This is a genomic window from Albimonas sp. (assembly GCF_055129145.1).
This window is the reverse complement of record NZ_JBSRTQ010000005.1, coordinates 1-23,950: the sequence shown is the minus strand read 5'-3', so window position 1 is coordinate 23,950 and position 23,950 is coordinate 1. Positions and strand designations below refer to the sequence as shown.

The following is a 23,950-nucleotide window of genomic DNA, read 5'->3' as shown; positions in this document are numbered from 1 at the left end:
CCGATGCGCCCGGGCCCCTCGCGATCTTTCGGTTGGTCGCGACATGGGCCCGACCGGCGGCGCTTGCCCTTCGACCTGCTCCAGCGATGCGTGCCCTGCCGGCGCCGCCGTCCGCGGAGCCCGCCCGCCAGGTTCGGCGACGTTTGTGCTCGCCGCAGCAGCGGCTTCCGCGGACTCCGCCGCCGTCTAGCGCCCGATCCGCGCCGCCGCCGGCGCCGGAGAGACGGCCAGGGATAAGTCCTCTCGGGAGGTCCGGGGTCGGACCGCGCGGGGCGGCCCTTCGCCTGCCGCGGCGAAGGAGCCCATATGCGGAACCGGCGTCGGTTTTCGAGCGAATCGCGGAGCCCTCCGCTCCGGGACGCGCCGCGGGAGGCCCGCCCCGGGGCCGCAAGCGCCGCCGGCGCGATGCGCCGTGGGCCTGACGGCGCAGCCTGCGCACGGTCGACGCGGCGCTTTGGACCCGACGGCGAAGGGCGGCTCAGCTCAATCGCACCAGCGACACCCGGTCCCGGCCTTCGGCCTTGGAGGCGTAGAGCGCGTGATCGGCACGGGCCAGCAGCGCCGCGCCGTCGGGCGCCGCCGGCGCCCGGGCGGCGGCGAGGGCCGGGGCATGGACAGGGTCGGGGACCGGATCGGGGGCGGGCGCGCCGCCGCAGGCCGGGCGGGGGCGAAGGAAGGCGGCGGCGGGCTCGGCCATGCCCATCGGCGCGTGAATCGCGGGGGCCGGCGGCGTCGGGGGCGTCTGATCGAACGCCGGCATCGCGACCGCATTCAGCTCGGTCGGGGGCGTGCGTGCGGGCGGCATCACCGCCACGCCGATGGAGACGGTGACCGGGATCGGCCCCCCCTCGGGCGCCGGGAACGGGTCGCGGGCCACCGCGGCGCGCACCCGCTCGGCGGCGCGGCGGGCCTCGCCTTCGTCCGCGCCGGGCATCGCCACGCAGAACTCCTCCCCCCCCAGCCGCGCCACCAGATCGGCGCCCCGCACCTCCGCCTTCAGCCGCTCGGCGAAGCCGCGCAGCACCGCGTCGCCCGCCGCATGGCCGCGGTCGTCGTTGATCCGCTTGAAGCGGTCGAGGTCGAGCATCATCACCGCCAGCGGCTCGCCCGCCTTCGCGCATTGCTCCAGCATCCGGGCCAGATGGGTTTCGGCGTAGCGGCGGTTGAAGAGGCCGGTCAGCGGGTCGGTCGCGGCCAGCAGCAGTCCGTCGCGCACCGCGTCGCGCAGCCGGTCGGAGAAGCGCTTTCGACGCAGCAGCGTGCGCAGGCGGGCGGCGAGCTCGGGCAGGTCGGGCGGCGAGGTCACGCAGTCGTCCACCCCGAGGTCGAGCGCCAGCGGGGCCGAGCCGGCGGCCGAGGGCGGCAGCACCAGCACCATCCCCGACCCGCGGGTCGCCGGCCGCGCGCGCAGGGCCGAGACCAGCCGCAGCGACGCCTCCAGCGCCTCGGGGCCCTCTCCAGGTTCGATCAGCACCAGGTCGGGGGGCGAGGCCTCGACCGCTGCGATGGCGGCGCGGTCGCCGGTGACGGGCCGGCACTCGATCCCCAGCGCGGCCCCGAGCTGGGCGGCGCGGCGCCGGGCCGCGACAGGATCGGGCAGCACCGCGAGCAGCAGGCCGGGGGCGGGCGGGCCCGGCGACTCAGGCGCGGGGCGGGGGGCGGCGGGCAGGCCGAGGGCGCGGGCCGTCTCCTCGCGCAGGCGCAGCTCGTCGACCATCGCCTTCATCCGCATCAGGTTGCGCAATCGGGCGAGCAGGGCGAGGTCGTCGACGGGCAGCGAGAGGAAGTCGTCGGCCCCCGCCTCCAGCCCCGCCAGGCGTTCGACCCTTGCGTCGCGGTCGGCGAGGATCACCACCGGCAGATGGGCGAGCGCGAAGTCGGCCTTGATCGCGCGGCACAAATGCAGGCCCGAGAGGCCGGGGCTGCGCGAATCGGCGATCACCAGGTCAGGCTCCTGCGTCCGCGCCATGGCGAGGGCCGCGCGCCCGTCCGGCGCGTCGGAGACGTCGAGATAGGCGTCGCGCAAGCGCTCCGCCAGATTGTGGAACCGCGTGGCCGCGCCTCCGGCGATGAGAATCCTGCCGCTCATGGTCCGGTCCGCCGCTCCACCCGTTCAAGGTCCTGCGGACGGTCGGGCGCGTCGCGTGCGCCTGTCCTCCGCCGCTCCCGAGTATGTCGGCAAGAACCGTTAACGAGTTGTTACGCCTGCGCCGGCATATCGTCATCTTCGTCAATTTCGCCGTCACGTCATGCGATGCGCCGTTGCGGGATCGCGGGGAAAGGCGGAGGGATCGACGGGCGATTGGAACGGAAAGGGACGGCGATGGCGGGCGCGGGCATGACGCAGGACGCGGCGGAGCGGATCGGGATCAGGGCGCTGGGGCGGCTGGCGGAGGATCCCGACGCGCTGGGGACGTTCCTCGCCGCGTCGGGAACCGACGCAGGCGAGCTGCGCGAACGGGCGGCGGAGCCGGAATTCCTGGGCTTCGTGCTGGATTTCCTGCTGGCCGACGAGGCGCTGCTGATCGATTTCTGCGACGGGGCGGGCCTGCCCTACGACGCGCCGATGCGGGCGCGGCAGGCGCTGCCGGGCGGCGACGTTCCGTTCTGGACCTGAGGCGCGCGGCGGGGGACGGGGCTCCCGCCCGCTGACGCGGTCGGATCGCCCGCCCCAGCCGCCCGTCTCATGCCTCCTGCGACCCGGGCGGCGCAGGGCGGCGCTTGAAGACTCGCGGCCGCCGCGGGATACTGGGGCATGTCGCTTCCCCCGGGTTTCCTCGAAGAGCTGCGCACGCGCGTGAGCCTGGCCGCCGTGGTCGGCCGGAAGGTCACGTGGGAACGTGGCAAGACCAATGCCGGCAAGGGCGACTACTGGGCCCCGTGCCCCTTCCACCAGGAGAAGACCGCGTCCTTCCACGTCAAGGATCGCGACGGTTTCTATTATTGCTTCGGCTGCCAGGCGAAGGGCGACGCCATCAGCTTCCTGCGCGAGGCCGAAGGCATGGGCTTCATGGAGGCGGTCGAGGTGCTCGCCGCCGAAGCCGGCATGCCGATGCCCGCCCGCGACCCCGCCGCCGCCGCCAGGGCCGAGGCCCGCAAGGGGCTGGCCGAGGCGATGGAGGCCTGCGTGCGCCATTACCGCATGATGCTGCGCGGCGGGCAGGCGGCGGAGGCGCAGCGCTATCTGAAGGGCCGGGGGATCGACGCCGCCGCGCTTGACCGCTTCGAGCTGGGCTTCGCGCCCGATGCGCGGCGCGGGCTGGCGGAGGCGATGGCCTCCAGGGGCATCCAAGAAGACGACCTGGTGCGCGCCGGCATGCTGATCCGGCCCGACGACGGCGGCAAACCCTATGACCGGTTCCGCGGGCGGATCATGTTCCCGATCCGCGACGCGCAGGGGCGCTGCATCTCGTTCGGCGGGCGGGCGCTGAGCAAGGAGGCGCGGGCCAAATACCTCAACGGGCCGGAGAGCGAGCTCTTCGACAAGGGACGCAGCCTTTATAATCACGGGCCGGCGCGGGAGGCGGCGGGCAAGGCCGGGCGGCTGATCCTGGCCGAGGGCTACATGGACGTCATCGCCCTGGTGCGCGCCGGCTTCGCCGAGGCCGCGGCCCCGCTCGGCACCGCGGTGACCGAGAGCCAGCTGGAGCTTGCCTGGCGGATGGCGGACGAGCCGGTGGTGGCGCTCGACGGCGATGCGGCCGGCCTGCGCGCCGCGCGCCGGCTGGCGGACCTGGCCCTGCCCAGGATCGGCCCCGGCAAATCCCTGCGCTTCGCCCTGCTGCCCGAAGGCCGCGACCCCGACGACCTGATCCGCGAAAGCGGGCCCGAGGCGATGGAAGCGGTGCTGAGCGCCGCCCTGCCGCTGGTCGAGATGCTGTGGCGCACGGCGACCGAGGGCCGGGTGCTCGACAGTCCCGAGCGTCGGGCGGGCCTCGACGCCGATCTGCGCGAGATGCTGCGCCGGATCCCCGACGCCGGCCTGCGCCGCCATTACGGCGAGGCGTTCCGCGAGCGGCGCGAGGCGTTGTTCCATCCCGGCCGCGTCGCGAACGGGCAGGGCGGCGGCGATTTCGACAGGGATTTCGGGCGGGATCTCGAGATCGACATGGACCGGGACCGGGATTATGGGCGCGGTCCCGACGATGGCGGCTATGATCGGGATTTCGGCGGTCAGGGCTACGCTCCGGACGGGGGCTTTCAGAATGGGGGCTTCCAGAATGGCGGCGGCCAGAACCGCGGCGGTCAGGACGGTCGCGGCTTCCGGTCCCAGGGCGGCTTCGGGGGCAAGGGCGGAAAGGGCGGGCGGAAATTCGGCCAGGGCGGCGGGCGCTGGAACCTGATGGGCGGCTTCGCGGAAGGGCCGGCGGCGGAAACCCGGGCCAGTCCGCTCGGCGCCGGCGCCGCGCATGGCGAGGCGCGCATCCGCGAATGCGCCATCCTGTGGGGCGCGCTGCACCACCCCGCCGCCGCCGAACGCCACGAATCGGCCTTGCACGAAATCGGGTTCGCCCATCGCGACCTCAACGACTTGCGCGCCGCCCTGCTCGACGCGCTGCCCGACGCGCTGGAGGCCCAGGATCCGGCCGAGACCATGCTGGCGCAGGTGACGGCGGCGCTGGGCGTCGACCCGCGCCCCGGCCTGATCTGCGGCGGCGTGGCGCTGACAAGGGCGCTCGGCCCCGGCGCCGCGCCCGAAGCGGCGGAGGCCGCGCTCGCCGAAGCGCTGGACCGCCATGCCGGGTTTCTGGCGCTTGCGGGCGAGGGCCGCGCGGCCCTCGAAGATATTTCCGCGGACACGGCAGGTGAAATCGCCCACCGACTCGCTTATGTGTCGCTCCAGCGCGAAGAGGCGGCGAGGCATGGCCGGGACGCGGCCCCGGACGAAGGAGATGCGGAGCGCTCGGCCTGGCTGAGCGACTTTCACGCATCCGAACCGTGGAAGAAGGCCCCGCGCAGACGAAATTGATGGCAGGGGCATGGCGATTCGGTAGCCGAATCGCCTATATCATTGCAGGTCAGGACCGCGCCCGAAGCGTGCCAAGCGATTCGCGCGGCATGGATGGGCGGCGTATCCGGAGGAGCAGCATGGCGGCCAAGGACATCGACGACTCCAAGGAAGAAGAGCAGACCGAGGGCGCAGGCCCGATGCTCGACATGAGCCAGGCCGCGGTCAAGAAGATGATCGCGTCGGCGAAGGCGAAAGGTTTCATCACCTATGAGGAGCTGAACCGCGTCCTTCCCTCCGAACAGGTCGGCTCCGAGCAGATCGAGGACGTGATGTCCCTGCTCTCCGAAATGGGCGTCAATGTCGTCGAGGAGGAGGAGGCCGAGGCCGACGACTCCAAGGAAAGCGACTCGAAGGAAGTCGCCGTCGCGACGACCGCGTCCGAAAGTCTGGACCGCACCGACGATCCGGTGCGCATGTATCTGCGCGAGATGGGCTCGGTCGAGCTTCTGTCGCGCGAAGGCGAAATCGCCATCGCCAAGCGCATCGAGGCTGGCCGCAGCACGATGATCTCGGGCCTGTGCGAAAGCCCGCTGACCTTCCAGGCCATCACCATCTGGCGCGATGAGCTGGTCGAAGAGCGGATCATGCTCCGCGACGTCATCGACCTCGAGACCACCTTCGGCGCCACCATGGACGAGGAGGAGGAGGAGGTCGTCGCGGCCGCGGAAGGCGAAGGCGTCGCCGCCGCCGTGCAGGCCGGGCCCGAAGCCGTGGCCCAGCGCGCCGATCCCGCCGCCGTCCCCGACGACGACGAGGCCGAGATCCCGAACCGCGGCGACGCCGATGGCGACGACGACGAGGAGGAGCACGCCAATCTTTCGCTCGCCGCGATGGAGGCGGCGCTGAAGCCGGACGTGCTCGCCAAGCTCGACCGCATCGCCGACGACTACGTGAAGCTGCGCGAAATGCAGATCAGCCGCATCGGGGCGGCCCTGTCGGAGACCAAGCAGTTCTCGGCCCATGCGGAGCTCGACTATCAGCGCCTGCGCACCGAGATCGTGATCCTGGTCAACGAGCTGCACTTCCACAACAACCGCATCGAGGCGCTGGTCGACCAGCTTTACGGCATCAACCGCCGCCTGATGACGCTGGAAGGCCAGCTGGTGAAGATGGCCGACGCCGCGCGCGTCGACCGTCGCCAGTTCATCGAGGAGTATCGGGACAGCGAGCTCGACCCGATGTGGATGGACCGCGTGGCCAAGCTGAAGGGCAAGGGCTGGGCGAACTTCATCGAGCGCTATCGCGACAAGATCGACGAGACCCGCAACGAGATCGGCCAGCTCGGCCACCATGTCGGCGTCGACATCCCCGAGTTCCGCCGGATCGTGCAGACCGTGCAGAAGGGCGAGAAGGAGGCCCGCCAGGCCAAGAAGGAGATGGTGGAAGCCAACCTCCGCCTGGTGATCTCCATCGCCAAGAAGTACACGAACCGCGGGTTGCAGTTCCTCGACCTGATCCAGGAAGGCAACATCGGCCTGATGAAGGCCGTGGACAAGTTCGAGTACCGGCGCGGCTACAAGTTCTCCACCTACGCGACCTGGTGGATCCGGCAGGCCATCACCCGGTCCATCGCCGACCAGGCGCGGACCATCCGTATCCCGGTCCACATGATCGAGACGATCAACAAGCTGGTCCGCACCGGGCGCCAGATGCTGCACGAGATCGGCCGCGAGCCGACGCCGGAGGAACTGGCCGCCAAGCTCCAGATGCCGCTGGAGAAGGTGCGCAAGGTGATGAAGATCGCCAAGGAGCCGATCTCTCTCGAAACGCCGATCGGCGACGAGGAGGACAGCCAGCTTGGCGATTTCATCGAGGACAAGAACGCCATCCTGCCGCTGGACAGCGCCATTCAGTCGAACCTGAAGGACACCACCACGCGGGTTCTGGCGAGCCTCACCCCGCGCGAGGAGCGGGTTCTGCGGATGCGCTTCGGCATCGGCATGAACACCGATCACACGCTGGAAGAGGTCGGCCAGCAGTTCTCGGTCACCCGCGAGCGCATCCGCCAGATCGAGGCGAAGGCGCTGCGCAAGCTCAAGCACCCGAGCCGGTCGCGCCGCCTGCGCAGCTTCCTCGACAGCTGATCGGGCGCCCGGTCAGGGCCTGGAAAAAGGGGCGGTCGCTGCGGCGACCGCCCCTTTTTCGTGCGATGACCGGGCGAAGCCGGCGTCAGAGCCGGTTCTTGAAATCGTTCACGTCCTCGTCCCGGTCCGCAGTCCCGCGGGAGCGGGCGCGCCAGAACTTCCAGACCAGCCCGGCCGCGACCGCCGAGGCCAGCGCCCAGGCCAGCAGCAGCGGCAGGATCGGGACCGTCGCGAGCGACACGCCCAGCCAGCCCGCGACCGGCAGCCCCAGCGCCACCAGGAACGCGCCCAGCCCGAAGCTGAGCATCACGTAGCCGGGCGCCGCCAGCTCCGCCAGCAGCAGCGCCAGGCCCAGACCCACCCAGACCCAGGGGTCGCGCAGCCAGTCGATCAGCACGGGGCTCAGTCCTTCGAGAGGATGGTGGCGGCGCGGGTGAAACCATCGGTGGCGTCGCCGGGCAGCACGATGATCTTGGAGTTCGGCGAGGCGGCGAGCTTCGCGAACGCCTCGATCTGACGCTCGGCGATCTGGAACTTGGCGGCCTCGGCGCCGCCGTCGGCCATGCCCTCGCGGATCACCCGGTTCGAATCGGCGGTGGCCTGGGCGGTGACCAGCAGGGCCTGCGCCTCCATCTGCCGCTCGTAGAGGGCGGCGTCGGCGCGCAGCTCGACCGCGCGCTTCTCGCCCTCGGCCCGCATGATGGCGGCGCGGCGCTGACGCTCGGCCTCCAGCACTTCGCCCATGGCGCGCTCGGTCGCGGGCTTCAGTTCCACATCGGTGATCTCGGCGCGGGAGATGTTGATGCCGTAATCGTCGGCCGCCTCCTCCAGCGCGTCGCGGATCGCCATGTTGAGGCTCTCGCGCTCCTGCTGCACCGCATCGAGCTCGACCTTGCCCAGCTCGGCGCGGACCAGCGACTTGATCAGGCCGAGCACCAGCTCGTTGACGTTGTCGACGCGGAATACGGCGTATTCCGCCTTCACGATGCGGAACACGCAGAGCAGCTCGATGGAGAACACCACGTTGTCCCGACTGACCACGTCGAGCCGCACGTCCGACACCACCTGATCGGCGATGGAGACCTTGGAATGCACCCGGTCGAGATAGGGGACCACGAGGTTCACGCCGGCGGCGAGCGTGCGGTGATATTTGCCGAGCCGGGTGACCACGTATTGCTCGGACTGCGGCACGATCCGGACGCCGAGAACGATGGTGATCACGATGAACGCGACCACGATCCCGAGCACGACGTCGCCGCGGGAGAACAGGGCGAGAGCGTCGAATTGTTCCAAGGGGCGTCTCCGGATCCGCAGAAAGGAGTTCCTATATGGCCCCGGGCGCGGCGCCGGGCAACCGAGCCGGGGCGATGACGCGCCGGTCGGGCGGGTTCGTCGCGGCGCGGGGCGCTTGGATTTCGCGCGACGCGGCGCCATCTTGCAGAACATGACCGAAACGCTTGCATCCCGGGACGCGACGCCGACCGCGGTCGCCTTCGACTACACGCGGGGCGAGCGCATCGCCGACGCCGCGGTGCATTTCACCGGCATCGCGCTGGCGCTGATGGCGGCGCCGGTGCTGATCCTGCTGGCGGTGGTGTTCGACGGCAGGGCGCCGGTGGTGGCCGGCGTCTCGATCTACACGGTGGGCATGTTCGCCATGCTCGGCTGTTCGGCAGCCTATCACCTGATCCCGACCGAGCGTTGGCGCGAGGTGCTGCGACGGCTCGACCACGCCGCCATCTACGTCAAGATCGCCGCCACCCAGACCCCCTTCGCCATGCTGGTCGGGGGCGCGGGGATGGGCTGGGTGATCGGCTCGGTCTGGGTCACGGCGCTCGGCGCGGTGCTGGGCAAGCTGTTCTGGCCGGCGCGGATGCGGCGCCTGTCGCTGCCGCTCTATCTCGGGCTCGGCTGGGCGGGGCTGGCGCTGATGTGGCCCGGCGAGGGGGGGCAGCCGCTGAGCCCGGTCTCCATCGGGCTGGTGGTGGTGGGGGGCATCATCTACACGGCCGGCGTCGGGTTCTTCCTGGCCAAGAGCCTGCGATTTCACAACGCCATCTGGCACGGCTTCGTGCTGGTCGCGACCTTCGTGTTCTACAGCGCCATCATCGCCGAGATCGGACTGCGCGCCGTCGCCGGCTGAGCGCGCCGCGCCGGCCCGCGCCTTGAAAATCCGCCGCGACGCCCGACCTTCAGGGGCGCAATCCCGCACGCTTCACGCCGGAGATCCCATGCGCCGTCTCGCCCCCGTTCTCGCCCTGCTCGCCGTCCTGCCCGCCTTCGCGGCGCCCGCCCTGGCCGAGGAGGTCGGTGAGGTCGACACCGCGTTCAAGCTGCTCGGCTCCAATCACAAGATCGTGGTCGAGGCCTTCGACGATCCCAAGGTCGAGGGGGTGTCCTGCTTCGTGTCCCGGGCGGTCAAGGGCGGGATCTCGGGCAGCCTCGGGCTTGCCGAGGACACGTCCGACGCCTCCATCGCCTGCCGCCAGACCGGCCCGATCGCCTTCAAGGAAGAGCTGAAGGCGGGGGAGGAAGTGTTCCGCCAGCGCACCTCGATCCTGTTCAAGACCCTGCAGGTGGTGCGGTTCTGGGACGCCAGGCGGAATTCTCTGATCTACCTGACCTATTCGGACAAGGTGGTCGACGGCTCGCCCAAGAACGCGATCTCCGCCGTCGCGGTGGGTCCCTGGGGAGCCGCGCCCGCGCCCGCTGCGCCGGCCTATGAGGGCTGAGAGCCCAACCCGAAAAGAGTTGAGCGATCCCAGCAGGTTGTGATTCCGTCCGTTTGCGAGACCGGATGGAGCCGCCGATGGCCTGGACTGAGACCGCTCGCCGGGATCATGCCCGGCGAGGCCGCCGTTATTCAAGCGACCTGACGGACCGCGAATGGGGCCTGATCGCGCCGCTTTTGCCCGATCCGCGCCGGTTGGGCCGCCCGCGCTCGACGGACCTTCGCGACGTCGTGAACGCGATCCAGTATATCGCCGCAACCGGCTGCCAGTGGAGCCTGCTGCCGCGGGACTTCCCGCCCTTCACGACTGTGCAGCGCTACTTCTACGACTGGCGGAACGGCGGTCTGCTACGCGCGATCAACCATCTTATGGTCATGGCCGCGCGAGAGCTGGAAGGGCGCGAAGCCAGCCCTTCAGCGGGCGTCATCGACAGCCAGAGCGTGAAAACCACCGAAAGCGGCGGCCCGCGGGGCTTTGACGCCGGGAAACGGATCAAAGGCCGCAAGCGGCATATCGTGACCGACACGCTCGGCTTGATGGTCGGCGCCGTGGTGCATCCGGCCCATGTGCAGGACCGCGACGGCGCCCCGATGGTCCTGCGTTCGATCCGCAAAAGCTGGCCCTGGCTGCGCCACGTCTTCGCCGACGGCGGCTATGCCGGGCCGAAGCTGCGCGGCGCCCTGAAGGGCGACTGGCACATTGAGATCATCAAACGCTCCGACGCCGCACGCGGCTTCAAGGTTCTGCCACGCCGGTGGGTTGTCGAGCGGACATTTGCTTGGTTCGGGCGATGCCGCCGCTTGGCGAAGGACTGGGAAGCCTCCATCGCCAGTGCCGAGGCGTGGCTCCTGATCGCCCATATTCGCATTATGATCAGGCGCTTGGCGCGCTTCCACGCAGGACCCGTCGAATTATGAGTCGGGCTCTGATACTGCGGCGGGCCCGGGGGACGAATTGTTGCAGATGGAGATTTATAAATTCAATTGTTGCAGAGTTCGCCTCAATCGGGGGGCAAAAGTGAACGACCTGGTCAAGTTGGCCTCTCACGTTCCTGCGGATTACCTTGTACATCGCACACGGCGTCGCGCGGAAAACATGGGGCCCGCCGGCCATCCTCCACTCTAATTCTTCTGGGGTTCTTACGTGAGCACACGGTCAACAATGTCGAAGGGCGTCCTTGCCAGTGGGGCGGCGCTGATTTTCACATGCGTCGCCGCGACGCCGGCGGCGGCGCTGTCCCTCGGCTTCGATCTGTACATCATTACTACGACGGCGACCGGCGATTACCCGACGTTCCGGCTGGACAACGTCTCCGCCGCAGGCGTCGGGATCAGGTCGATCAACTTCACCATCGGCAACCCGGCCTATCGCTTCGACCGGATCACCAATCGCGTGGCGCCGGCCGGCGGCGTCTCGACGCTGACGTTCGGCGGCACGGCCAATGATCTGGTCGGCACGGACTCGTTCACGCTGACCTTCACCGATTTCGATGCGGGCGAATTCGCCACGTGGCGCGCGGAGATCGATCCCGACGGCAGTTCGAGCGACACGCTGGATTACCGGACGATCTTCTTCAACAACGGCGTCGACATCGCCAATGCGACGATGACGGTGGCGTTCACCGATGACCGCACCCTTGAGCTGACCGCGACGGGCATCGCCGGGGAGACCGCCTACAGCTTCGGCGCGCGCCAGAACGACATTCCGGCCGCATCCGACGTGCCGCTGCCCGCGGCGCTGCCGCTGCTGGGCGCCGGCCTCGCCGGGCTGGGCCTGATCGCGCGTCGCCGTCGGGCCTGAGCCCGCCGACCGGAACGCGCGCGCGCCCCGCGCCTGTCAGGCGTGGGGCGTCGCCGAAAAGTCGGCGTTCGGGTCGGTCTCGAACGGATAGGGGCCGGGAAAGGCGTCGACGGGCACGGTCTTCACCGTCAGGCCGAGCGTCGGGTCCCAGTCGTGCAGCCGGATCATGGCCGGTTCCAGCGCGAAGCCGGGAGGCGCGCCTGCGGGGCGGGCGGGCGGGATCTGCACGCCGACCGCCGGGCAGGCGGCGACGAGGGTCCCGGCGAAATGCCGCTCGGCCGCCGCGTGGACATGGCCGGTGGCGATGCGCAGCGGCGGGGCGGCGGCGAGGGTCCGCGCGAACAGCTCCGAGCCCGTGAATTCGAAAATGTCCATGAACGGCAGGCCCATCGGGCAGGGCGGGTGATGGGCGAACATCAGCGTCGGCGCGCCGGGTTTCAGCGCCCCCGCCAGCCACGCCGCCCGCGGCGCATCGAAAACGCCCGCGGTGCGCCCCTCGTCCACCGTGTCGAGGCCGACCAGGCGCAGACCCTCCGCCGCCTCCTCGAAATTGAGCCAGTCGCCTCCGGGCAGGCCCTTGAAGGCCGCGCGCATCCGGGCGCGGACGTCGTGGTTGCCGGGCAGCAGGCGGATCGGGGCGCGCAGGTCCGACAGGATCTCGGCTGCGAGCCCGTATTGCGCCACGCCCCCGCCATCGACGATGTCGCCGGTATGGACCACTAGGTCGGGGCCGATCTCGTTCAGGCGGGCGACGGCGCGGGCGAGGGCCGCTGCCATGTCGACGCGGTCCTTCCACAGGATTCCGGGGGCGGTGATGTGGCTGTCGGTGATCTGGGCGATGCGCATGGGGGCTCCTTCGGACGGGTCCGCCCATGGTTAGCGCGGGCGGGGCGCGGGGGCGAGGCCGCCTTGCCGCGGCGATCCCGGCTTTCGCCGCGCGCGCGCGCATCGCATGTTGCGCGCCATGAGCACCCGCGGACGCCCCGAGATTCTTTTCCCCCTCTTCGCCGAGGTCACCTCGCTGGACGGGGTCGGCCCGAAGACCGCCGCGCTGATGGCGAAGCTGGGGCTGGTCCGGGTGCGCGACCTGCTGCTGCACCCGCCCTCGCGCCTGACCGACCGCCGCCTGCGCGCCGACCTGACCGGCGTGCCGGATGGGGAGGTGGCCACGGTGCGCGTGACCATCGGCGAGCATCGCCCCTCGCGGCGCCGCGGCGGGCCCTGCCGGGTGGTGGTGGAGGATGCGGGCGCCGGCTTCTTCCTGGTGTTCTTCCGCGCCAAATCCGACTGGCTGGAGCGGCTGTTGCCGGTCGGCGAGGTGCGCGTGGTCTCCGGCAAGGTCGAGACCTGGGAAGGCGTGCGCCAGATGCCCCATCCCGAGCATGTCCTGTCGGAGGAGGAGGCCGCCGAGCTTCCCGATTTCGAGCCGGTCTACCCGACCACCGAGGGTCTCGGTCAGCGCGTGCTGGCCCGCGCCGCCGCTGCGGCGCTGGAGAAGGCGCCGGAGCTGGCGGAATGGATCGACCCCGGCCTGATGGCGGCGCGCAACTGGCCCGGCTGGCGCGGGGCGTTGGACCTTTTGCACCGGCCCGCCACGCAGGCGGCGGTGTCGCCCCGAGCGCCGGCGCGCGAGCGGATCGCCTATGACGAGCTGTTCGCCCACCAGGTGACCCTCGCCATCGCACGGGAACGCCAGCGGCGCGACCGCGGGCGGCCGACGGTGGGGGACGGGCGGCTTTGGGGGAAGGTGCTGGCCTCCTTGCCCTATTCGCCGACCGGGGCGCAGGTTCGGACGCTGAAGGAGATCTCGGCGGACATGGCGTCCGGCCTGCGGATGAACCGGCTGCTGCAGGGCGATGTCGGCTCGGGCAAGACCCTGGTGGCGCTCGGCGCGCTGCTGACGGCGGTGGAGGCGGGCGGGCAGGGGGCGCTGATGGCCCCGACCGAGATCCTCGCCCGCCAGCATCTGGAAAGCCTGACGCCGTTGCTTGAAGCCGCCGGCGTGACCCCGGTGCTGCTGACCGGGCGGGATCGGGGCGCGGCGCGCGCCGAAAAGCTGGCGGCGCTGGCCGAGGGGCGGGCGCAGGTGGCGCTGGGCACCCATGCGCTGATCTCGACCGATGTGGCGTTCCAGGATCTGCGGCTCGCGGTGATCGACGAGCAGCACCGTTTCGGCGTGCGCCAGCGGCTCGACCTCTCGGCCAAGGGCCTGCGGCCGGATGTGCTGGTGATGACCGCGACGCCGATCCCGCGCAGCCTGTCGCTCGCCGCCTATGGCGACATGGATGTGAGCGTGATCGACGAGAAGCCCCCGGGCCGCAAGCCGGTGGCGACGGCGCTGGTGTCCTCGGGGCGCTACGAGGAGGTGCTGGCCCGGCTGCGCAAGGCGCTGGACGAGGGCGCGCAGGCCTATTGGGTCTGCCCGCTGGTGGAGGAGAGCGAGACGCTCGACCTGACCGCGGCCGAGGAGCGGGCCCGCGTGCTGCGCGCGGCGCTTGGCGACGGCGTGGCGCTGGTGCATGGGCGGATGGGGGCCGCGGACAAGGATGCGGCCATGTCCGACTTCGCGGAGGGCCGCGCCCGGTTGCTGGTGGCGACCACGGTGATCGAGGTCGGCGTGAACGTGCCCAACGCCACGATCATGGTGGTGGAGCATGCCGACCGGTTCGGGTTGGCGCAGCTGCACCAGTTGCGGGGGCGGGTCGGGCGCGGCGAGGGCGCTTCGACCTGTCTGCTGATGTATGACCCGCCTTTGGGCGAGACGGCGCAAGCGCGGCTATCGATCCTGCGCGAGACCGAGGACGGGTTCCGGATCGCCGAGGAGGATCTGCGGTTGCGCGGGGCGGGGGACGTTCTGGGAACCCGCCAGTCCGGGTTGCCGGATTTCCGGGTGGCGGACATGGAGCTGCATGGCGACCTGATGAAGGTCGCCCAGGACGATGCGCGGCTCCTGTTGGCGCGGGAGCCGGGCCTTGAAGGCCCGAGAGGCGAGGCCGCGCGGGTGCTGCTGTGGCTGATGGAAGCCGACGAGGCGCTGCGGCTTCTGAAAGTCGGCTGAGTTTCAGGTGGGGCGCCGCGCGCGCCCCGCTCGACCGGGGATCCCCATCCGCCCGCCCCCAGTCCTTTTCGCCGCCCCGATCGAGCGGCGCGCGCGGCCGGGATCTCGGTCGGCGGCGAATCGCTGCCGAGGCGTCAAGGGTTAATGTTCGGCTTTGATCTCTTAATGTTCCGTTATCGTTCTTGACCCGACTCGGGAATCAGGAGAACATAATGGCAACGAAAACGAGAACATCCCCTGAACCGCGCTGATCCGAGCGCCTCGCCGACAGGAGCCTCGCCATGAAAACCATCGCCCGTCTCGCCGCCTCCGCCATGGAACAGGCCCCGGAGCAGGCGCTGGAAGACGCGCTGGGGCTCGCCGCGATCATCTTCCTGATCGGGCTCGGCTTCGCCGCCACCGGCCTCGCCTGACGGCGCGCGCCCTTCGAATTGAGTTCGCCTGCGGTCGCGCGCGGATCCCCTTGCCCAATGCCGGTCCCCTCGTCCGGCGCCTCCTGCCCGCTGCCTGTCGGCTGGAGGCCGATCCGCCAAACCGCACGACTGCCGCCGCACCCGAAAAGGGTCGCGGCGGCTTTTTTTTAACCCGGAGCCAGGCGGCTCAGGCCGCGTCGAAGGCCTGCAATGCGGCGTCGAAGGCCAGCAGGATCGAGGCGTGGCGATGCTTGTAATCGCGCGCGGGGATCAGCGCCTCGTAGCCCTCGAATGGGGCGGAGGGGACCGGGCCGGCGGATTTCAGCATGGCGCGCAGCTCGTCGCGGCCGCGGGCCAGCGTCTCGCGGTCGAGCCCGATGGCCTGGGCGCCCAGCACGGCGGCGGAGGCCTGACCGAGCGCGCAGGCTTTCACGTCCTGCGCGAAATCGGCGATGCGCCCGTCCGCGACCCGCAAGTCCACGGTGACCGTCGACCCGCAGACCGGCGAGCGGACCCGGGCCGACGCATGCACCCCGTCCAGCCGCCCCAGATGGGGAATGTCGGCGGCCAGCGCCAGGATGCGTTTGGAGTAGAGCCCGATCAGGTCCTGTTCGGCGGTGTCGGTCATCGTCGCTCTCCGGCTCGGGCGTGTGGGGGGCTGCGCGCCCGCATCCTCTAGATAGCCCTGCCGGGGCGCGTGTAAAAGGCGGGGACCGTCACAGCTTTCGGAGAGGTCTCCCCCCCGTGACCGATATCGCGACCGATCCCATCCAGTTCGACCCCGCCGCGCTGCGCTATGACGACCGCGGGCTGATCCCGGCCATCGCCCAGGACGCGGCCGACGGGACCGTGCTGATGATGGCCTGGATGAACGAGGCGAGCCTCCGCGAGACGCTGGAGACGGGCCAGGTCACCTACTGGTCCCGCTCGCGCGCCGAGCTGTGGCGCAAGGGCGAGACCTCGGGCCATCGCCAGCGGCTGGTGGAGCTGCGGGTGGATTGCGACCGCGACTGCCTGCTGTTGCAGGTGACGCAGGAGGGGCCCGCCTGCCACACCAACCGGCGCAGCTGTTACTACACCGCGGTGCGCGACGGGGCGGAGGTCGAGATCCTGTCCCCCATGGAGGCGTGAGCGGCGCGGAGGGGTCGGACACGACCGCCGCCGCTCCGGCGCTTCGGGGCGGAGAGCCCGCGACGCTGCGCCAGATCTGGGCCGCCCGGCTGACCCGCCGCAATCTCGGGCGGCTGGCGGCGGGGCTCTGCGTGGGGGCTGCGGGGGGCTATGCGGCGGATCTGGCCGGCGTGCCGCTGGCCTGGATGCTGGGGGCCATCTTCGCCTGCATGGTGGCGAGCTTCGCCGGCGCGCCCATCGACGTGCCGGTCTGGTTCCGCATGGCTTTCCTGACGGTGATCGGGCTGTTTCTGGGGGAGAGCTTTTCCTTCGCCTCCGCCGACGATCTGGCGCGCTGGCCGCTGACGCTGCTCGGCGCGGTGCTCTACGTGCCGGTGGGGGGCTATGTGTGCTTCCGGATGTTCCGGCGGTTTTCGGGGATGGACGGGGGGACGGCGCTGCTGATCTCGCTGCCCGGCGGGCTGACCGCCATCGCGCTTTTCGCCGAGGAGATGGGGACCGATGAGCGTCGCGTGGCGCTTTATCACGCGCTGCGGGTGGCCTTGGTGGTGATGGCGGCGCCGCTGATCGCGTTTGGTTGGCTCGGCCTGCCGCCGCCCGAGGGGACGCCCAGCAATGCGGGCGGGCTGATCGCGGCGGCCGATTTCGCGCTGCTGGCGGCGCTGGCCTTGCCGCTGGTCCTGCTGCTGCGGCGGATGGGCTGGCCGGTACCCTATCTGCTGGGGCCGCTGATCGCCTCGGCGGCGCTGCGCTTTCCGGGCGTGATCGAGGGGGGCATGCCGGCCTGGACCATCGAGGTGGCGCTGATGGTGGCGGGGGCCTCGATCGGGACGCGCTTCCATGGCGTGCCGATGCGCTTCTTCGCGCAGACCGCGTTGTGGACGCTGCTGGGGACGGTGGTGCTGATGGCGTTGAGCTTCGTCTTCGCCTTCGCCGCCCATGCCGCGCTGGGGGTCGATCTCTTCGCGGCGCTGCTGGCCTACGCGCCGGGGGGCGTCGCCGAAATGAGCCTGATCGCCATCGCCATCGACGCGGATCCGGCCTTCGTCGCCACCCATCACCTCGCGCGGATCTTCGCGGTGCTGCTGACCTTGCCGCTGGCGGCCGGGGCTATCCGGCGGCTGATGGGGGAAGGCCCAGGCGGGCCCGGATCTCCGCCGGAGTGACGCCGGCCGCCCGCATCTCGCGCAGGCCCGCGTCGCGGTCGCGCTTGGCGAGCCTGCGGCCGGAGGCGTCGCGGATCAGCCGGTGATGGCGATAGGCCGGGGTGGGCAGGCCGAGCAGGGCCTGCAGCAGGCGTTGCAGGGGGGCGGCGGAGAACAGGTCGCGGCCGCGGGTGACATGGGTGACGCCCTGGTGCGCGTCGTCGATGACGACCGAGAGGTGATAGGACGTGGCGATGTCCTTGCGGGCCAGCACGACGTCGCCGCAGCGGGTCGCGAGCCAGTCGGGGGCGAGGGCCTGGGGGCCGGTCTCGCCGTCCGGCCCCTCGTCCCGTTCGTTGAAATGCAGGGCGCGGATCGCGTCGGGGCCGCCGAGGGCGGCGATGGCGGCCGCCATGTCTAGGCGCAGCGCGTGGGGGGCGTCCGCGGGCGGGGGACTGTGGCGGCAGGTTCCGGGATAGGGGGCGCCGTCGGGGCCCTCGGGGCCGGGGGCGAGGCCGGGCGAGGTCTCCTGCGGGGCGTCGAGGGCGGCGGCGATGTCCTTGCGGGTGCAGGCGCAGGGGTAGAGCAGGCCTCGGGCCTGGAGCGCTTCGAGCGAGGCGGCGTAGGCCGGGGCGCGGTCGGACTGGCGCAGGACCGGCGTCTCCCAGGTCAGACCCAGCCAGGCGAGGTCCTCGAAGATCGCCGCCTCGAATGCCGGGCGAGCGCGGGTGCGGTCGATGTCCTCGATGCGCAGCAGGAAGCGGCCGCCGGCGGCGCGGGCCGCGTCATGGGCGAGCAGCGCCGAGCAGGCGTGGCCCAGATGCAGGTGGCCGTTGGGCGAGGGCGCGAAGCGTTCGACGTGGGGAGCCATGGGGCGGAGCGAAGCGTTTTGGGGGGGCGGGGTCAAGGCCGGGGCGGGGAGACGGCGCCATGCGCGCTCCGGCGCTCTGCCGCGCGGGAGGTTCGGCGCCGTGGGCGCCCGGGTCGGCGCGCGGCTCCCGCTCCCCGGGGCGGGCGGCGCTTGACGCACCGAGCCGCCCGGGCTCTGGTGCCCGCCATGGTTGGACGCATCATCGAAACCGACGCCTGCATCGCCGAGGGCGCCGCCTGGCTGGCGGCCCACGAGCCGCGCTTCGCCCATGCGCTGGCGCTGACCGGCCCGCCACCGCTGCGCCGGCGCGCCGACGGGTTCACGGCGGTGCTCAGCGCCATCGTTTCCCAGCAGATTTCCGTCGCCGCCGCCGCCGGGATCTGGCGGAGGCTGGAGGCGGCGGGCGCGGCGACGCCCGAAGGGGTGGCTGCGCTCGATGACGAGGCGCTGCGGGCCTGCGGGCTTTCCCGCCCCAAGCTGCGCTATGTGCGGGCGCTGGCAGAGGCGGCGCTGGATTATCCCGCGCTTCGCCTGCTTCCCGACGAAGACGCCATCGAGACCCTGGTGGCCCTTCCCGGCATCGGGCGCTGGACGGCGGAAATCTATCTGATGTTCTCGCTCGGCCGGGCCGACGTCTTCGCCCCCGCCGACCTCGCGCTGCAGGAATCCGCGCGGATCCTCTTCGACCTTCCCGCCCGCCCCACGCCCAAGCCCTTCGCCGAGATGGCCAGGGCCTGGTCGCCCTGGCGCGGGGTGGCGGCGCGGGTTCTGTGGGCTTATTACCGGGTGGCCAAGGACAGGGAGGGCGTGACTTGACTGAACAGCTGACCGGACCGATCAAGAAGGCCAAATCGGGAAACCGCAAGGCGGTGGTGGTGCTGATGCACGGCTACGGCGCCGACGGGGCCGACCTGATCGGGCTGGCCGATCCGCTGGAGGATCACCTGCCCGACGTCGAGTTCCGCGCCCCCAACGCGCCCGAGCGCTCCTCGATGAACCCGATGGGCTACCAGTGGTTCCCGATCCCGCAGATGGACGGCTGCACCGAGGCGCAGCGCGACGCGTCCATGGCGGCCTCCATCGACATGATCAACGCCTATCTCGACGGGATCGAGGCCGAGGGCGTGCCGGCCGACAGGATCGCGCTGGTGGGCTTTTCGCAGGGCACGATGATGTCGCTGCATGTGGCCCCGCGCCGCGAAAGGCAGCTCGCCTGCGTGGTCGGGTTTTCGGGCCGTCTGCTGGCGCCGGAGCGTCTGTCGGCCGAGATCAGATCCCGCCCGCCGGTGCTGCTCGCTCATGGCACGGCCGACCCGGTGGTGCCGTTCGCCTCGATGGAGGAGGCCCGCGCCGGGCTCGCCGCCGCGGGGATCGAGGCCGCGACGCTCGCCTGCCCGGGCGTGCCGCATTCGATCTCTCCCGACGGGCTGATCGCGGCGCTGCGGCTGCTCAAGTCCAGCCTGGACTGAGCGGTCGCCGCCGCTCCTCCGAGACTCCTCCCGATTGTCCCCTGACGCTTTCTGGTCGTCAAATCGTCACCCCGCGCTGCTAGACAGCGCGGGGTGACGACGTCGTGTCCCTTCATCTTGAATGTTGCGCGGCGTCATTCGCCAGATATAGTCGATATATCCAACCGGGGCCTCCAACCGGGACGGGTCGTCCCGTTCGGGCCAGGGTCATCGCCGGGACGGGGGAGCTGTTGATCGATGAACGATCCGTATACCACCCAGTTCGTGCGAAGTCCGGCGCGTCTGAAAGATCACCCGGCGTTGGTGCTCAACGCCGACTTCCGGCCGCTGAGCTACTTCCCGCTGTCGCTCTGGCCCTGGCAGGAGGCGGTGAAGGCGGCGTTTCTCGACCGCGTCGCCATCGTCGCCGAATATGAAGAGGTCGCCCGCTCGCCCAGCCTCGAGATCCGGCTGCCCTCGGTGGTGGTGCTGCGCGAATACGTGAAGCCGGCGCGGCTGGCGGCGTTCACCCGCTTCAACCTGTTCCTGCGCGACGAATTCCACTGCCAGTATTGCGGGGCCAAGGGCGATCTGACCTTCGATCATGTGGTGCCGCGCGCCGCCGGCGGGCGCACGACCTGGGAGAATGTGGTCGCCGCCTGCGGGCCGTGCAACCTGCGCAAGGGCTCGCGGTCGCTGCGCCAGGCGGGGATGCGGCTGGAAAAGGCGCCGGGGCGGCCGACCGCAGCCATTCTTCAGAATGTCGGTCGGAAGTTCCCGCCCAACCATCTGCATGACAGCTGGATGGACTATCTCTACTGGGATGCGGAGCTGCAGCCCTGAGCGCCCGCGCCGGTCAGGCGCGGCGCAGCGAGGCGATCCAGATCAGGGCCAGACCCAGCGAGGCGATGCCGTTCCAGCTCGCCATCGACAGGCCCATCATCGACCAGGCGACGTCGTCGCAGCGCACCAAGGGCGCCGCGCGGATCGCGGACAGCAGCTGATCGGCGCTGAGGTTCCCGCCCGGGCCGCCGCTGCATTCGGTCACGCCTTCCCACCAGCCGCGCTCGACGCCGGTATGCATCAAGGCGATGCCGGCCCCGACCAGCATGGCGACGGCGCCGATGGCGCGCAGCGCCCGGGCCTCGCGCAGGAACGGGATCAGCATCAGGAGGCCGAGCGCGATGCCCAGCGCATGCGGCCAGCGCTGCCACAGGCACATCTCGCAGGGCGGCAGGCCGCCGATATGCTGGAAGGCGAAGGCCCCCGCCAGCATCCCGGCCGACCCCGCGGCGGCGAGCCCCGCGAGCAGGGTGGGCACCGGGGTCTCGTCGGTGGGCGCGGCGGCGGAACGGGCCGGAGCGGTCACAGGGCGTATCTCACGATCACAAAACCTCCGATGAGCAGCGCGACCGACACGGTCGCGACCAGGCCCAGGCGGCGGTCGATGAAGTCGCGCGCCGCGTCCCCGTAGCGGTGAAGCAGCGCGGCGATGACGAAGAACCGCAGGCCGCGGGCGACGAGGGACATCGCCATGAACGCGGCGAAGTTCAACTGAGTGACCCCTGAGAAGATCGTGATGACCTTGTAGGGGAAGGGCGTGACCCCGGCGATCAGCACCGCCCAGAGGCCCTGGCCGTTATAGGCGTCCCTGATCTCGGCGAAGGCCTCGGCCTTGCCGTAGAACTCCAGCACCGGACGGCCGAAGCTCTCGAACAGGCCGAAGCCGATGTAGTAGCCCAGCGCGCCGCCCGCGACCGAGGCGACGGTGCACACGCCCGCGATCCGCCAGGCCCGGTGCGGGGCGGCGAGGATCATCGGGATCATCAGCACGTCGGGGGGAATCGGAAAGACGGAGCTTTCCACGAAACTGACCGCGGCCAGCATCCAGAGGGCGTAAGGGGCCTCGGCCTGGAGCAGGACCCAGTTGTAGAGCTTGCGCAACATGCTCGAAGGGTTAGCCGCGCGGCGGGGCGCTGTCCACGCGCGCCGGAGGACGGGGCGTTTGCGCCGCAGGGGGGCTCTCAGGCGCGTGCGGGCGCTTCCCACCGCGCGGAGGATTGGATATAGCGGGCGGGCTGTGGCCGCTTGGTGGAATTGGTAGACACAAGGCACTCAAAATGCCTCGGGCTTCGCTCATGCCGGTTCGAGTCCGGCAGCGGCTACCACGGCGCCCTCCTCTCCCCGCGATTGTCCTGAGGCCCGTCCTGATCGCGACGGGTCGGAACCTGATGGCCTGATACGTGACGGGCCCTGCTTTCGCAGAGCCCGTCTGGGGTCTTGGTGGGGGTGATGTCTTTCCCGGCGGATGGGTTGGGTCCGCTGGGGCTCCGAGAGGTTGGGTCGAAAAACGCCACGCAATTCGCCGGATGACTGGGGTCCGGCAAGACCATCCCCTCGGGGCGATGGTTGGTACGCTACTCACAATCCTTAATTTAAAGTTAACGGTGGCCGCCGCAAATCCTCCGATCTGGTGAGGCCATCGCGTTCAAGCTGTTGATGACGCTGAGTAGGGTTCATTTCTGCGGCGGTGGATGGCGGCGAATCAAGGCGACGTCCCCGGATGGCTTGAGACCCGGCCGAAGACATGCGGGAACAGACAGGTCGCATGGAGGGGCGGCATGGCCGCGCCGAGGCTCAGCCCAGGCTGCGCGCCAGGTCGCGTGTCGCGACGGAGTCCTGCGGCTCGGACGTGCGGGCGCCCTGCGCCATCCGGGCATGCGCCAGCCCCGAGACCATGACGCCCAGAGCCCCGCACAGACTGTAGGCCAGGAAGGCGGCCAGCACCGACGCCCCGAACGCCGTTGCGGCCGCGGCGCCTCCCACGCCCGTCGCCAGACCTATCGCCATGGGTCCCACGCTCGATGTCCTCATGTTCCGATCCCCTGCTCTTCACCCGCAGTCAGGATCGTCTCCAGAGGTTTAAGGCCTGTTAATGCAGGCGGACCGCCACCGCAGCCGGGCGCGCGTCGCCGGCGTCAGGCGTTGAACAGGAAATGCAGCACGTCGCCGTCCGCGACGCGGTAAGTCTTTCCCTCGACGCGCATTTTCCCGGCTTCCTTGGCGCCGGCCTCGCCCTTGCAGGCGATGAAGTCGTCGAAGGCGATGGTCTCGGCCCGGATGAAGCCTCGCTCGAAATCACCATGAATGACCCCGGCGGCCTGCGGCGCGAGGGCGCCTGCGGGGATGGTCCAGGCGCGGGCCTCCTTCGGGCCGACGGTGAAATAGGTGCGCAGGCCGAGCAGCTCGTAGCCGGCGCGAATCAGTCGGTCGAGGCCCGGCTCCTCCAGCCCCAGATCGTCGAGGAACTCGGCCCGCTCCTCGTCGGTGAGCTGGGCGATCTCCTCCTCGATCGCGGCCGAGATCACCACCGAAAGCGCGCCCTGCGCCTTGGCGAGCTCGGCCACCCGCGCGGACAGGGCGTTGCCTGTGGCGGCCGAGGATTCCTCGACATTGCAGACATATAGCACCGGCTTGGAGGTCAGGAGCTGCAGCCCCTCCCAGACCTTCGCGTCCTCGGCGTCGATGTCGAGCGTGCGGGCGGGGCGGCCGTCGTCGAGCGCCTCCTTGGCGGCGCGCAGGAGGCGGTCCTGGGCGATGGCCTCGCGGTCGCCGGAGCGGAGCTTGCGGGAGAGGTTGGTCAGGCGACGCTCGATGGACTCGAGATCGGCCAGCATCAGCTCGGTTTCGATGATCTCGGCGTCGGAGAGCGGATCGACGCGGCCCTCGACATGGGTGACGTCATCGTCCTCGAAACAGCGCAGCACATGGGCGACGGCGTCGGTCTCGCGGATGTTGGCGAGGAACTGGTTGCCGAGCCCCTCGCCCTTCGAGGCGCCCTTCACCAGGCCGGCGATGTCGACGAAGGTCAGCCTCGTGGGGATGATCTCTTTCGATTTCGCGATTTCGGCCAAGGCGTTGAGGCGCGCGTCGGGGACCGCGACCTCGCCCACGTTCGGCTCGATGGTGCAGAAGGGGAAGTTGGCGGCCTGGGCCGCGGCGGTCCGGGTCAGCGCGTTGAACAGCGTCGACTTGCCCACGTTCGGCATGCCGACGATACCGCATTTGAAACCCATGATCCGCCCTTCCGTTGCAACCAGCGGCGCCCCGATTGCACGGGGGGGCGTCTGCGTCAAGGCGAAGCCGGGGCCGGAAAATGGGGGGGTGACATCCGTGCGCCGGACGTGCGCCGCGCGTATGCCAAGGAAAATCGCCGGAGATGGAGCGCCGGGGGCCGCGCGGGCCGCCCCCGGCGAC

At 70.6% G+C, this 23,950-nt stretch carries 24 protein-coding genes and 1 tRNA gene; 15 read left to right on the top strand and 10 right to left on the bottom strand.

From position 1 onward, the window contains the following. Positions 1 to 478 precede the first annotated feature (478 nt). Positions 479 to 2,089, bottom strand: a complete 1,611-nt coding sequence (locus ACTB72_RS01745; protein ID WP_463035254.1) for a diguanylate cyclase — start codon at positions 2,087 to 2,089, stop codon at positions 479 to 481. Between the two features lie 249 nt (positions 2,090 to 2,338). Between ACTB72_RS01745 and ACTB72_RS01740 the strand changes: the two genes are divergently transcribed. The 3 genes from ACTB72_RS01740 to rpoD all read left to right on the top strand — a co-directional run bounded on the left by ACTB72_RS01740 (position 2,339) and on the right by rpoD (position 7,095). Further along, on the top strand, positions 2,339 to 2,617 hold the full coding sequence (locus tag ACTB72_RS01740) for a DUF3572 domain-containing protein (RefSeq protein ID WP_463035253.1): 279 nt from the start codon (positions 2,339 to 2,341) through the stop codon (positions 2,615 to 2,617). Between the two features lie 138 nt (positions 2,618 to 2,755). Further along, positions 2,756 to 4,969 carry a DNA primase gene (gene dnaG, locus ACTB72_RS01735; protein ID WP_463035252.1) on the top strand — a complete coding sequence of 738 codons (2,214 nt, stop codon included), beginning with the start codon at positions 2,756 to 2,758 and terminating at the stop codon, positions 4,967 to 4,969. Positions 4,970 to 5,088: 119 nt separating this feature from the next. Beyond that, positions 5,089 to 7,095, top strand: coding sequence for an RNA polymerase sigma factor RpoD (gene rpoD / locus ACTB72_RS01730; RefSeq protein ID WP_463035251.1), 2,007 nt, complete (start codon positions 5,089 to 5,091; stop codon positions 7,093 to 7,095). A gap of 85 nt (positions 7,096 to 7,180) precedes the next feature. On the opposite strand, the gene ACTB72_RS01725 is transcribed toward rpoD, so the two are convergent. Beyond that, positions 7,181 to 7,492: a hypothetical protein gene (locus tag ACTB72_RS01725; protein ID WP_463035250.1), complete on the bottom strand. Its 312-nt coding sequence runs from the start codon at positions 7,490 to 7,492 to the stop codon at positions 7,181 to 7,183. Between the two features lie 5 nt (positions 7,493 to 7,497). Next, the gene (locus tag ACTB72_RS01720; RefSeq protein ID WP_463035249.1) at positions 7,498 to 8,388 is read right to left on the bottom strand and encodes an SPFH domain-containing protein; all 891 of its coding nucleotides are present in this window, start codon (positions 8,386 to 8,388) and stop codon (positions 7,498 to 7,500) included. A 115-nt stretch (positions 8,389 to 8,503) separates the two neighbouring features. Here ACTB72_RS01720 and trhA point away from each other — a divergent pair, with 115 nt between their 5' ends. From trhA to ACTB72_RS01700, 4 genes are all read left to right on the top strand, one after another. Beyond that, positions 8,504 to 9,238 (top strand): PAQR family membrane homeostasis protein TrhA, encoded by a 735-nt coding sequence (gene trhA, locus ACTB72_RS01715; RefSeq protein ID WP_463035248.1) that lies wholly within the window; start codon positions 8,504 to 8,506, stop codon positions 9,236 to 9,238. 88 nt (positions 9,239 to 9,326) lie between these two features. Next, a complete protein-coding gene (locus tag ACTB72_RS01710; protein WP_463035247.1) occupies positions 9,327 to 9,827 on the top strand; it encodes a CreA family protein in 501 nt (166 codons plus the stop codon). A gap of 77 nt (positions 9,828 to 9,904) precedes the next feature. Then, complete coding sequence (locus tag ACTB72_RS01705) at positions 9,905 to 10,744, top strand: IS5 family transposase (RefSeq protein WP_463035246.1); 840 nt, start codon at positions 9,905 to 9,907, stop codon at positions 10,742 to 10,744. A 244-nt stretch (positions 10,745 to 10,988) separates the two neighbouring features. After that, positions 10,989 to 11,627 carry a VPLPA-CTERM sorting domain-containing protein gene (locus tag ACTB72_RS01700; protein WP_463035245.1) on the top strand — a complete coding sequence of 213 codons (639 nt, stop codon included), beginning with the start codon at positions 10,989 to 10,991 and terminating at the stop codon, positions 11,625 to 11,627. Between the two features lie 36 nt (positions 11,628 to 11,663). Here ACTB72_RS01700 and ACTB72_RS01695 read toward each other — a convergent pair whose 3' ends face one another. After that, the gene (locus ACTB72_RS01695; RefSeq protein ID WP_463035244.1) at positions 11,664 to 12,473 is read right to left on the bottom strand and encodes a metallophosphoesterase; all 810 of its coding nucleotides are present in this window, start codon (positions 12,471 to 12,473) and stop codon (positions 11,664 to 11,666) included. Positions 12,474 to 12,591: 118 nt separating this feature from the next. On the opposite strand from ACTB72_RS01695, the gene recG reads away from it, so the two are divergent. Together recG and ACTB72_RS01685 are read left to right on the top strand one after the other, a co-directional pair. Beyond that, a complete protein-coding gene (recG, locus tag ACTB72_RS01690; RefSeq protein WP_463035243.1) occupies positions 12,592 to 14,685 on the top strand; it encodes an ATP-dependent DNA helicase RecG in 2,094 nt (697 codons plus the stop codon). A 281-nt stretch (positions 14,686 to 14,966) separates the two neighbouring features. Next, positions 14,967 to 15,098 carry a hypothetical protein gene (locus ACTB72_RS01685; protein WP_463035242.1) on the top strand — a complete coding sequence of 44 codons (132 nt, stop codon included), beginning with the start codon at positions 14,967 to 14,969 and terminating at the stop codon, positions 15,096 to 15,098. Between the two features lie 187 nt (positions 15,099 to 15,285). Here ACTB72_RS01685 and ACTB72_RS01680 read toward each other — a convergent pair whose 3' ends face one another. Beyond that, on the bottom strand, positions 15,286 to 15,726 hold the full coding sequence (locus ACTB72_RS01680) for an iron-sulfur cluster assembly scaffold protein (protein WP_463035241.1): 441 nt from the start codon (positions 15,724 to 15,726) through the stop codon (positions 15,286 to 15,288). 140 nt (positions 15,727 to 15,866) lie between these two features. Between ACTB72_RS01680 and hisI the strand changes: the two genes are divergently transcribed. Continuing rightward, positions 15,867 to 16,229: a phosphoribosyl-AMP cyclohydrolase gene (hisI, locus tag ACTB72_RS01675; protein WP_463035272.1), complete on the top strand. Its 363-nt coding sequence runs from the start codon at positions 15,867 to 15,869 to the stop codon at positions 16,227 to 16,229. Then, complete coding sequence (locus ACTB72_RS01670; RefSeq protein ID WP_463035240.1) at positions 16,226 to 17,395, top strand: AbrB family transcriptional regulator; 1,170 nt, start codon at positions 16,226 to 16,228, stop codon at positions 17,393 to 17,395. The genes hisI and ACTB72_RS01670 overlap by 4 nt, the downstream gene beginning before the upstream one ends. Here the strand turns inward: ACTB72_RS01670 and gluQRS are convergent. Then, positions 17,340 to 18,245, bottom strand: coding sequence for a tRNA glutamyl-Q(34) synthetase GluQRS (gene gluQRS / locus ACTB72_RS01665; protein WP_463035239.1), 906 nt, complete (start codon positions 18,243 to 18,245; stop codon positions 17,340 to 17,342). The two genes, ACTB72_RS01670 and gluQRS, sit on opposite strands and share 56 nt — an antisense overlap. 186 nt (positions 18,246 to 18,431) lie before the next feature. Here gluQRS and ACTB72_RS01660 point away from each other — a divergent pair, with 186 nt between their 5' ends. The 3 genes from ACTB72_RS01660 (at position 18,432) to ACTB72_RS01650 (ending at position 20,536) form a co-directional block, all read left to right on the top strand. Continuing rightward, entirely contained in the window at positions 18,432 to 19,061 is a 630-nt protein-coding gene (locus ACTB72_RS01660) for a DNA-3-methyladenine glycosylase family protein (protein ID WP_463035238.1), read from the top strand. After that, the gene (locus tag ACTB72_RS01655) at positions 19,058 to 19,714 is read left to right on the top strand and encodes an alpha/beta hydrolase (RefSeq protein ID WP_463035237.1); all 657 of its coding nucleotides are present in this window, start codon (positions 19,058 to 19,060) and stop codon (positions 19,712 to 19,714) included. Before ACTB72_RS01660 ends, ACTB72_RS01655 begins: the two co-directional genes overlap by 4 nt. 237 nt (positions 19,715 to 19,951) lie before the next feature. After that, complete coding sequence (locus ACTB72_RS01650) at positions 19,952 to 20,536, top strand: HNH endonuclease (protein ID WP_463035236.1); 585 nt, start codon at positions 19,952 to 19,954, stop codon at positions 20,534 to 20,536. 13 nt (positions 20,537 to 20,549) lie between these two features. Here ACTB72_RS01650 and ACTB72_RS01645 read toward each other — a convergent pair whose 3' ends face one another. Together ACTB72_RS01645 and ACTB72_RS01640 are read right to left on the bottom strand one after the other, a co-directional pair. Then, positions 20,550 to 21,062, bottom strand: coding sequence for a disulfide bond formation protein B (locus tag ACTB72_RS01645; protein WP_463035235.1), 513 nt, complete (start codon positions 21,060 to 21,062; stop codon positions 20,550 to 20,552). Next, positions 21,059 to 21,640 carry a YqaA family protein gene (locus ACTB72_RS01640; protein ID WP_463035234.1) on the bottom strand — a complete coding sequence of 194 codons (582 nt, stop codon included), beginning with the start codon at positions 21,638 to 21,640 and terminating at the stop codon, positions 21,059 to 21,061. The genes ACTB72_RS01645 and ACTB72_RS01640 overlap by 4 nt, the downstream gene beginning before the upstream one ends. Before the next feature lie 135 nt (positions 21,641 to 21,775). Between ACTB72_RS01640 and ACTB72_RS01635 the strand changes: the two genes are divergently transcribed. Further along, a tRNA-Leu gene (locus tag ACTB72_RS01635) sits at positions 21,776 to 21,861 on the top strand. Between the two features lie 469 nt (positions 21,862 to 22,330). Here the strand turns inward: ACTB72_RS01635 and ACTB72_RS01630 are convergent. Together ACTB72_RS01630 and ychF are read right to left on the bottom strand one after the other, a co-directional pair. Beyond that, positions 22,331 to 22,543, bottom strand: a complete 213-nt coding sequence (locus ACTB72_RS01630; RefSeq protein ID WP_463035233.1) for a hypothetical protein — start codon at positions 22,541 to 22,543, stop codon at positions 22,331 to 22,333. Positions 22,544 to 22,671: 128 nt separating this feature from the next. After that, positions 22,672 to 23,769, bottom strand: coding sequence for a redox-regulated ATPase YchF (gene ychF, locus ACTB72_RS01625; protein ID WP_463035232.1), 1,098 nt, complete (start codon positions 23,767 to 23,769; stop codon positions 22,672 to 22,674). Positions 23,770 to 23,950 lie beyond the last annotated feature (181 nt).

Excerpts from the sequence above, each read along its gene's own strand:
- ACTB72_RS01740 (WP_463035253.1), top strand. The coding sequence starts at position 2,339 with ATGACGCAGGACGCGGCGGAGCGGATCGGGATCAGGGCGCTGGGGCGG.
- ACTB72_RS01705 (WP_463035246.1), top strand. The coding sequence starts at position 9,905 with ATGGCCTGGACTGAGACCGCTCGCCGGGATCATGCCCGGCGAGGCCGC.
- recG (WP_463035243.1), top strand. The coding sequence starts at position 12,592 with ATGAGCACCCGCGGACGCCCCGAGATTCTTTTCCCCCTCTTCGCCGAG.
- dnaG (WP_463035252.1), top strand. The coding sequence starts at position 2,756 with ATGTCGCTTCCCCCGGGTTTCCTCGAAGAGCTGCGCACGCGCGTGAGC.
- ACTB72_RS01680 (WP_463035241.1), bottom strand. The coding sequence starts at position 15,726 with ATGACCGACACCGCCGAACAGGACCTGATCGGGCTCTACTCCAAACGC.
- gluQRS (WP_463035239.1), bottom strand. The coding sequence starts at position 18,245 with ATGGCTCCCCACGTCGAACGCTTCGCGCCCTCGCCCAACGGCCACCTG.
- ACTB72_RS01650 (WP_463035236.1), top strand. The coding sequence starts at position 19,952 with ATGAACGATCCGTATACCACCCAGTTCGTGCGAAGTCCGGCGCGTCTG.
- ACTB72_RS01700 (WP_463035245.1), top strand. The coding sequence starts at position 10,989 with ATGTCGAAGGGCGTCCTTGCCAGTGGGGCGGCGCTGATTTTCACATGC.
- ACTB72_RS01630 (WP_463035233.1), bottom strand. The coding sequence starts at position 22,543 with ATGGCGATAGGTCTGGCGACGGGCGTGGGAGGCGCCGCGGCCGCAACG.
- ACTB72_RS01710 (WP_463035247.1), top strand. The coding sequence starts at position 9,327 with ATGCGCCGTCTCGCCCCCGTTCTCGCCCTGCTCGCCGTCCTGCCCGCC.
- ACTB72_RS01695 (WP_463035244.1), bottom strand. The coding sequence starts at position 12,473 with ATGCGCATCGCCCAGATCACCGACAGCCACATCACCGCCCCCGGAATC.
- ACTB72_RS01685 (WP_463035242.1), top strand. The coding sequence starts at position 14,967 with ATGAAAACCATCGCCCGTCTCGCCGCCTCCGCCATGGAACAGGCCCCG.
- rpoD (WP_463035251.1), top strand. The coding sequence starts at position 5,089 with ATGGCGGCCAAGGACATCGACGACTCCAAGGAAGAAGAGCAGACCGAG.
- ACTB72_RS01660 (WP_463035238.1), top strand. The coding sequence starts at position 18,432 with ATGGTTGGACGCATCATCGAAACCGACGCCTGCATCGCCGAGGGCGCC.
- ychF (WP_463035232.1), bottom strand. The coding sequence starts at position 23,769 with ATGGGTTTCAAATGCGGTATCGTCGGCATGCCGAACGTGGGCAAGTCG.
- ACTB72_RS01745 (WP_463035254.1), bottom strand. The coding sequence starts at position 2,089 with ATGAGCGGCAGGATTCTCATCGCCGGAGGCGCGGCCACGCGGTTCCAC.
- ACTB72_RS01640 (WP_463035234.1), bottom strand. The coding sequence starts at position 21,640 with ATGTTGCGCAAGCTCTACAACTGGGTCCTGCTCCAGGCCGAGGCCCCT.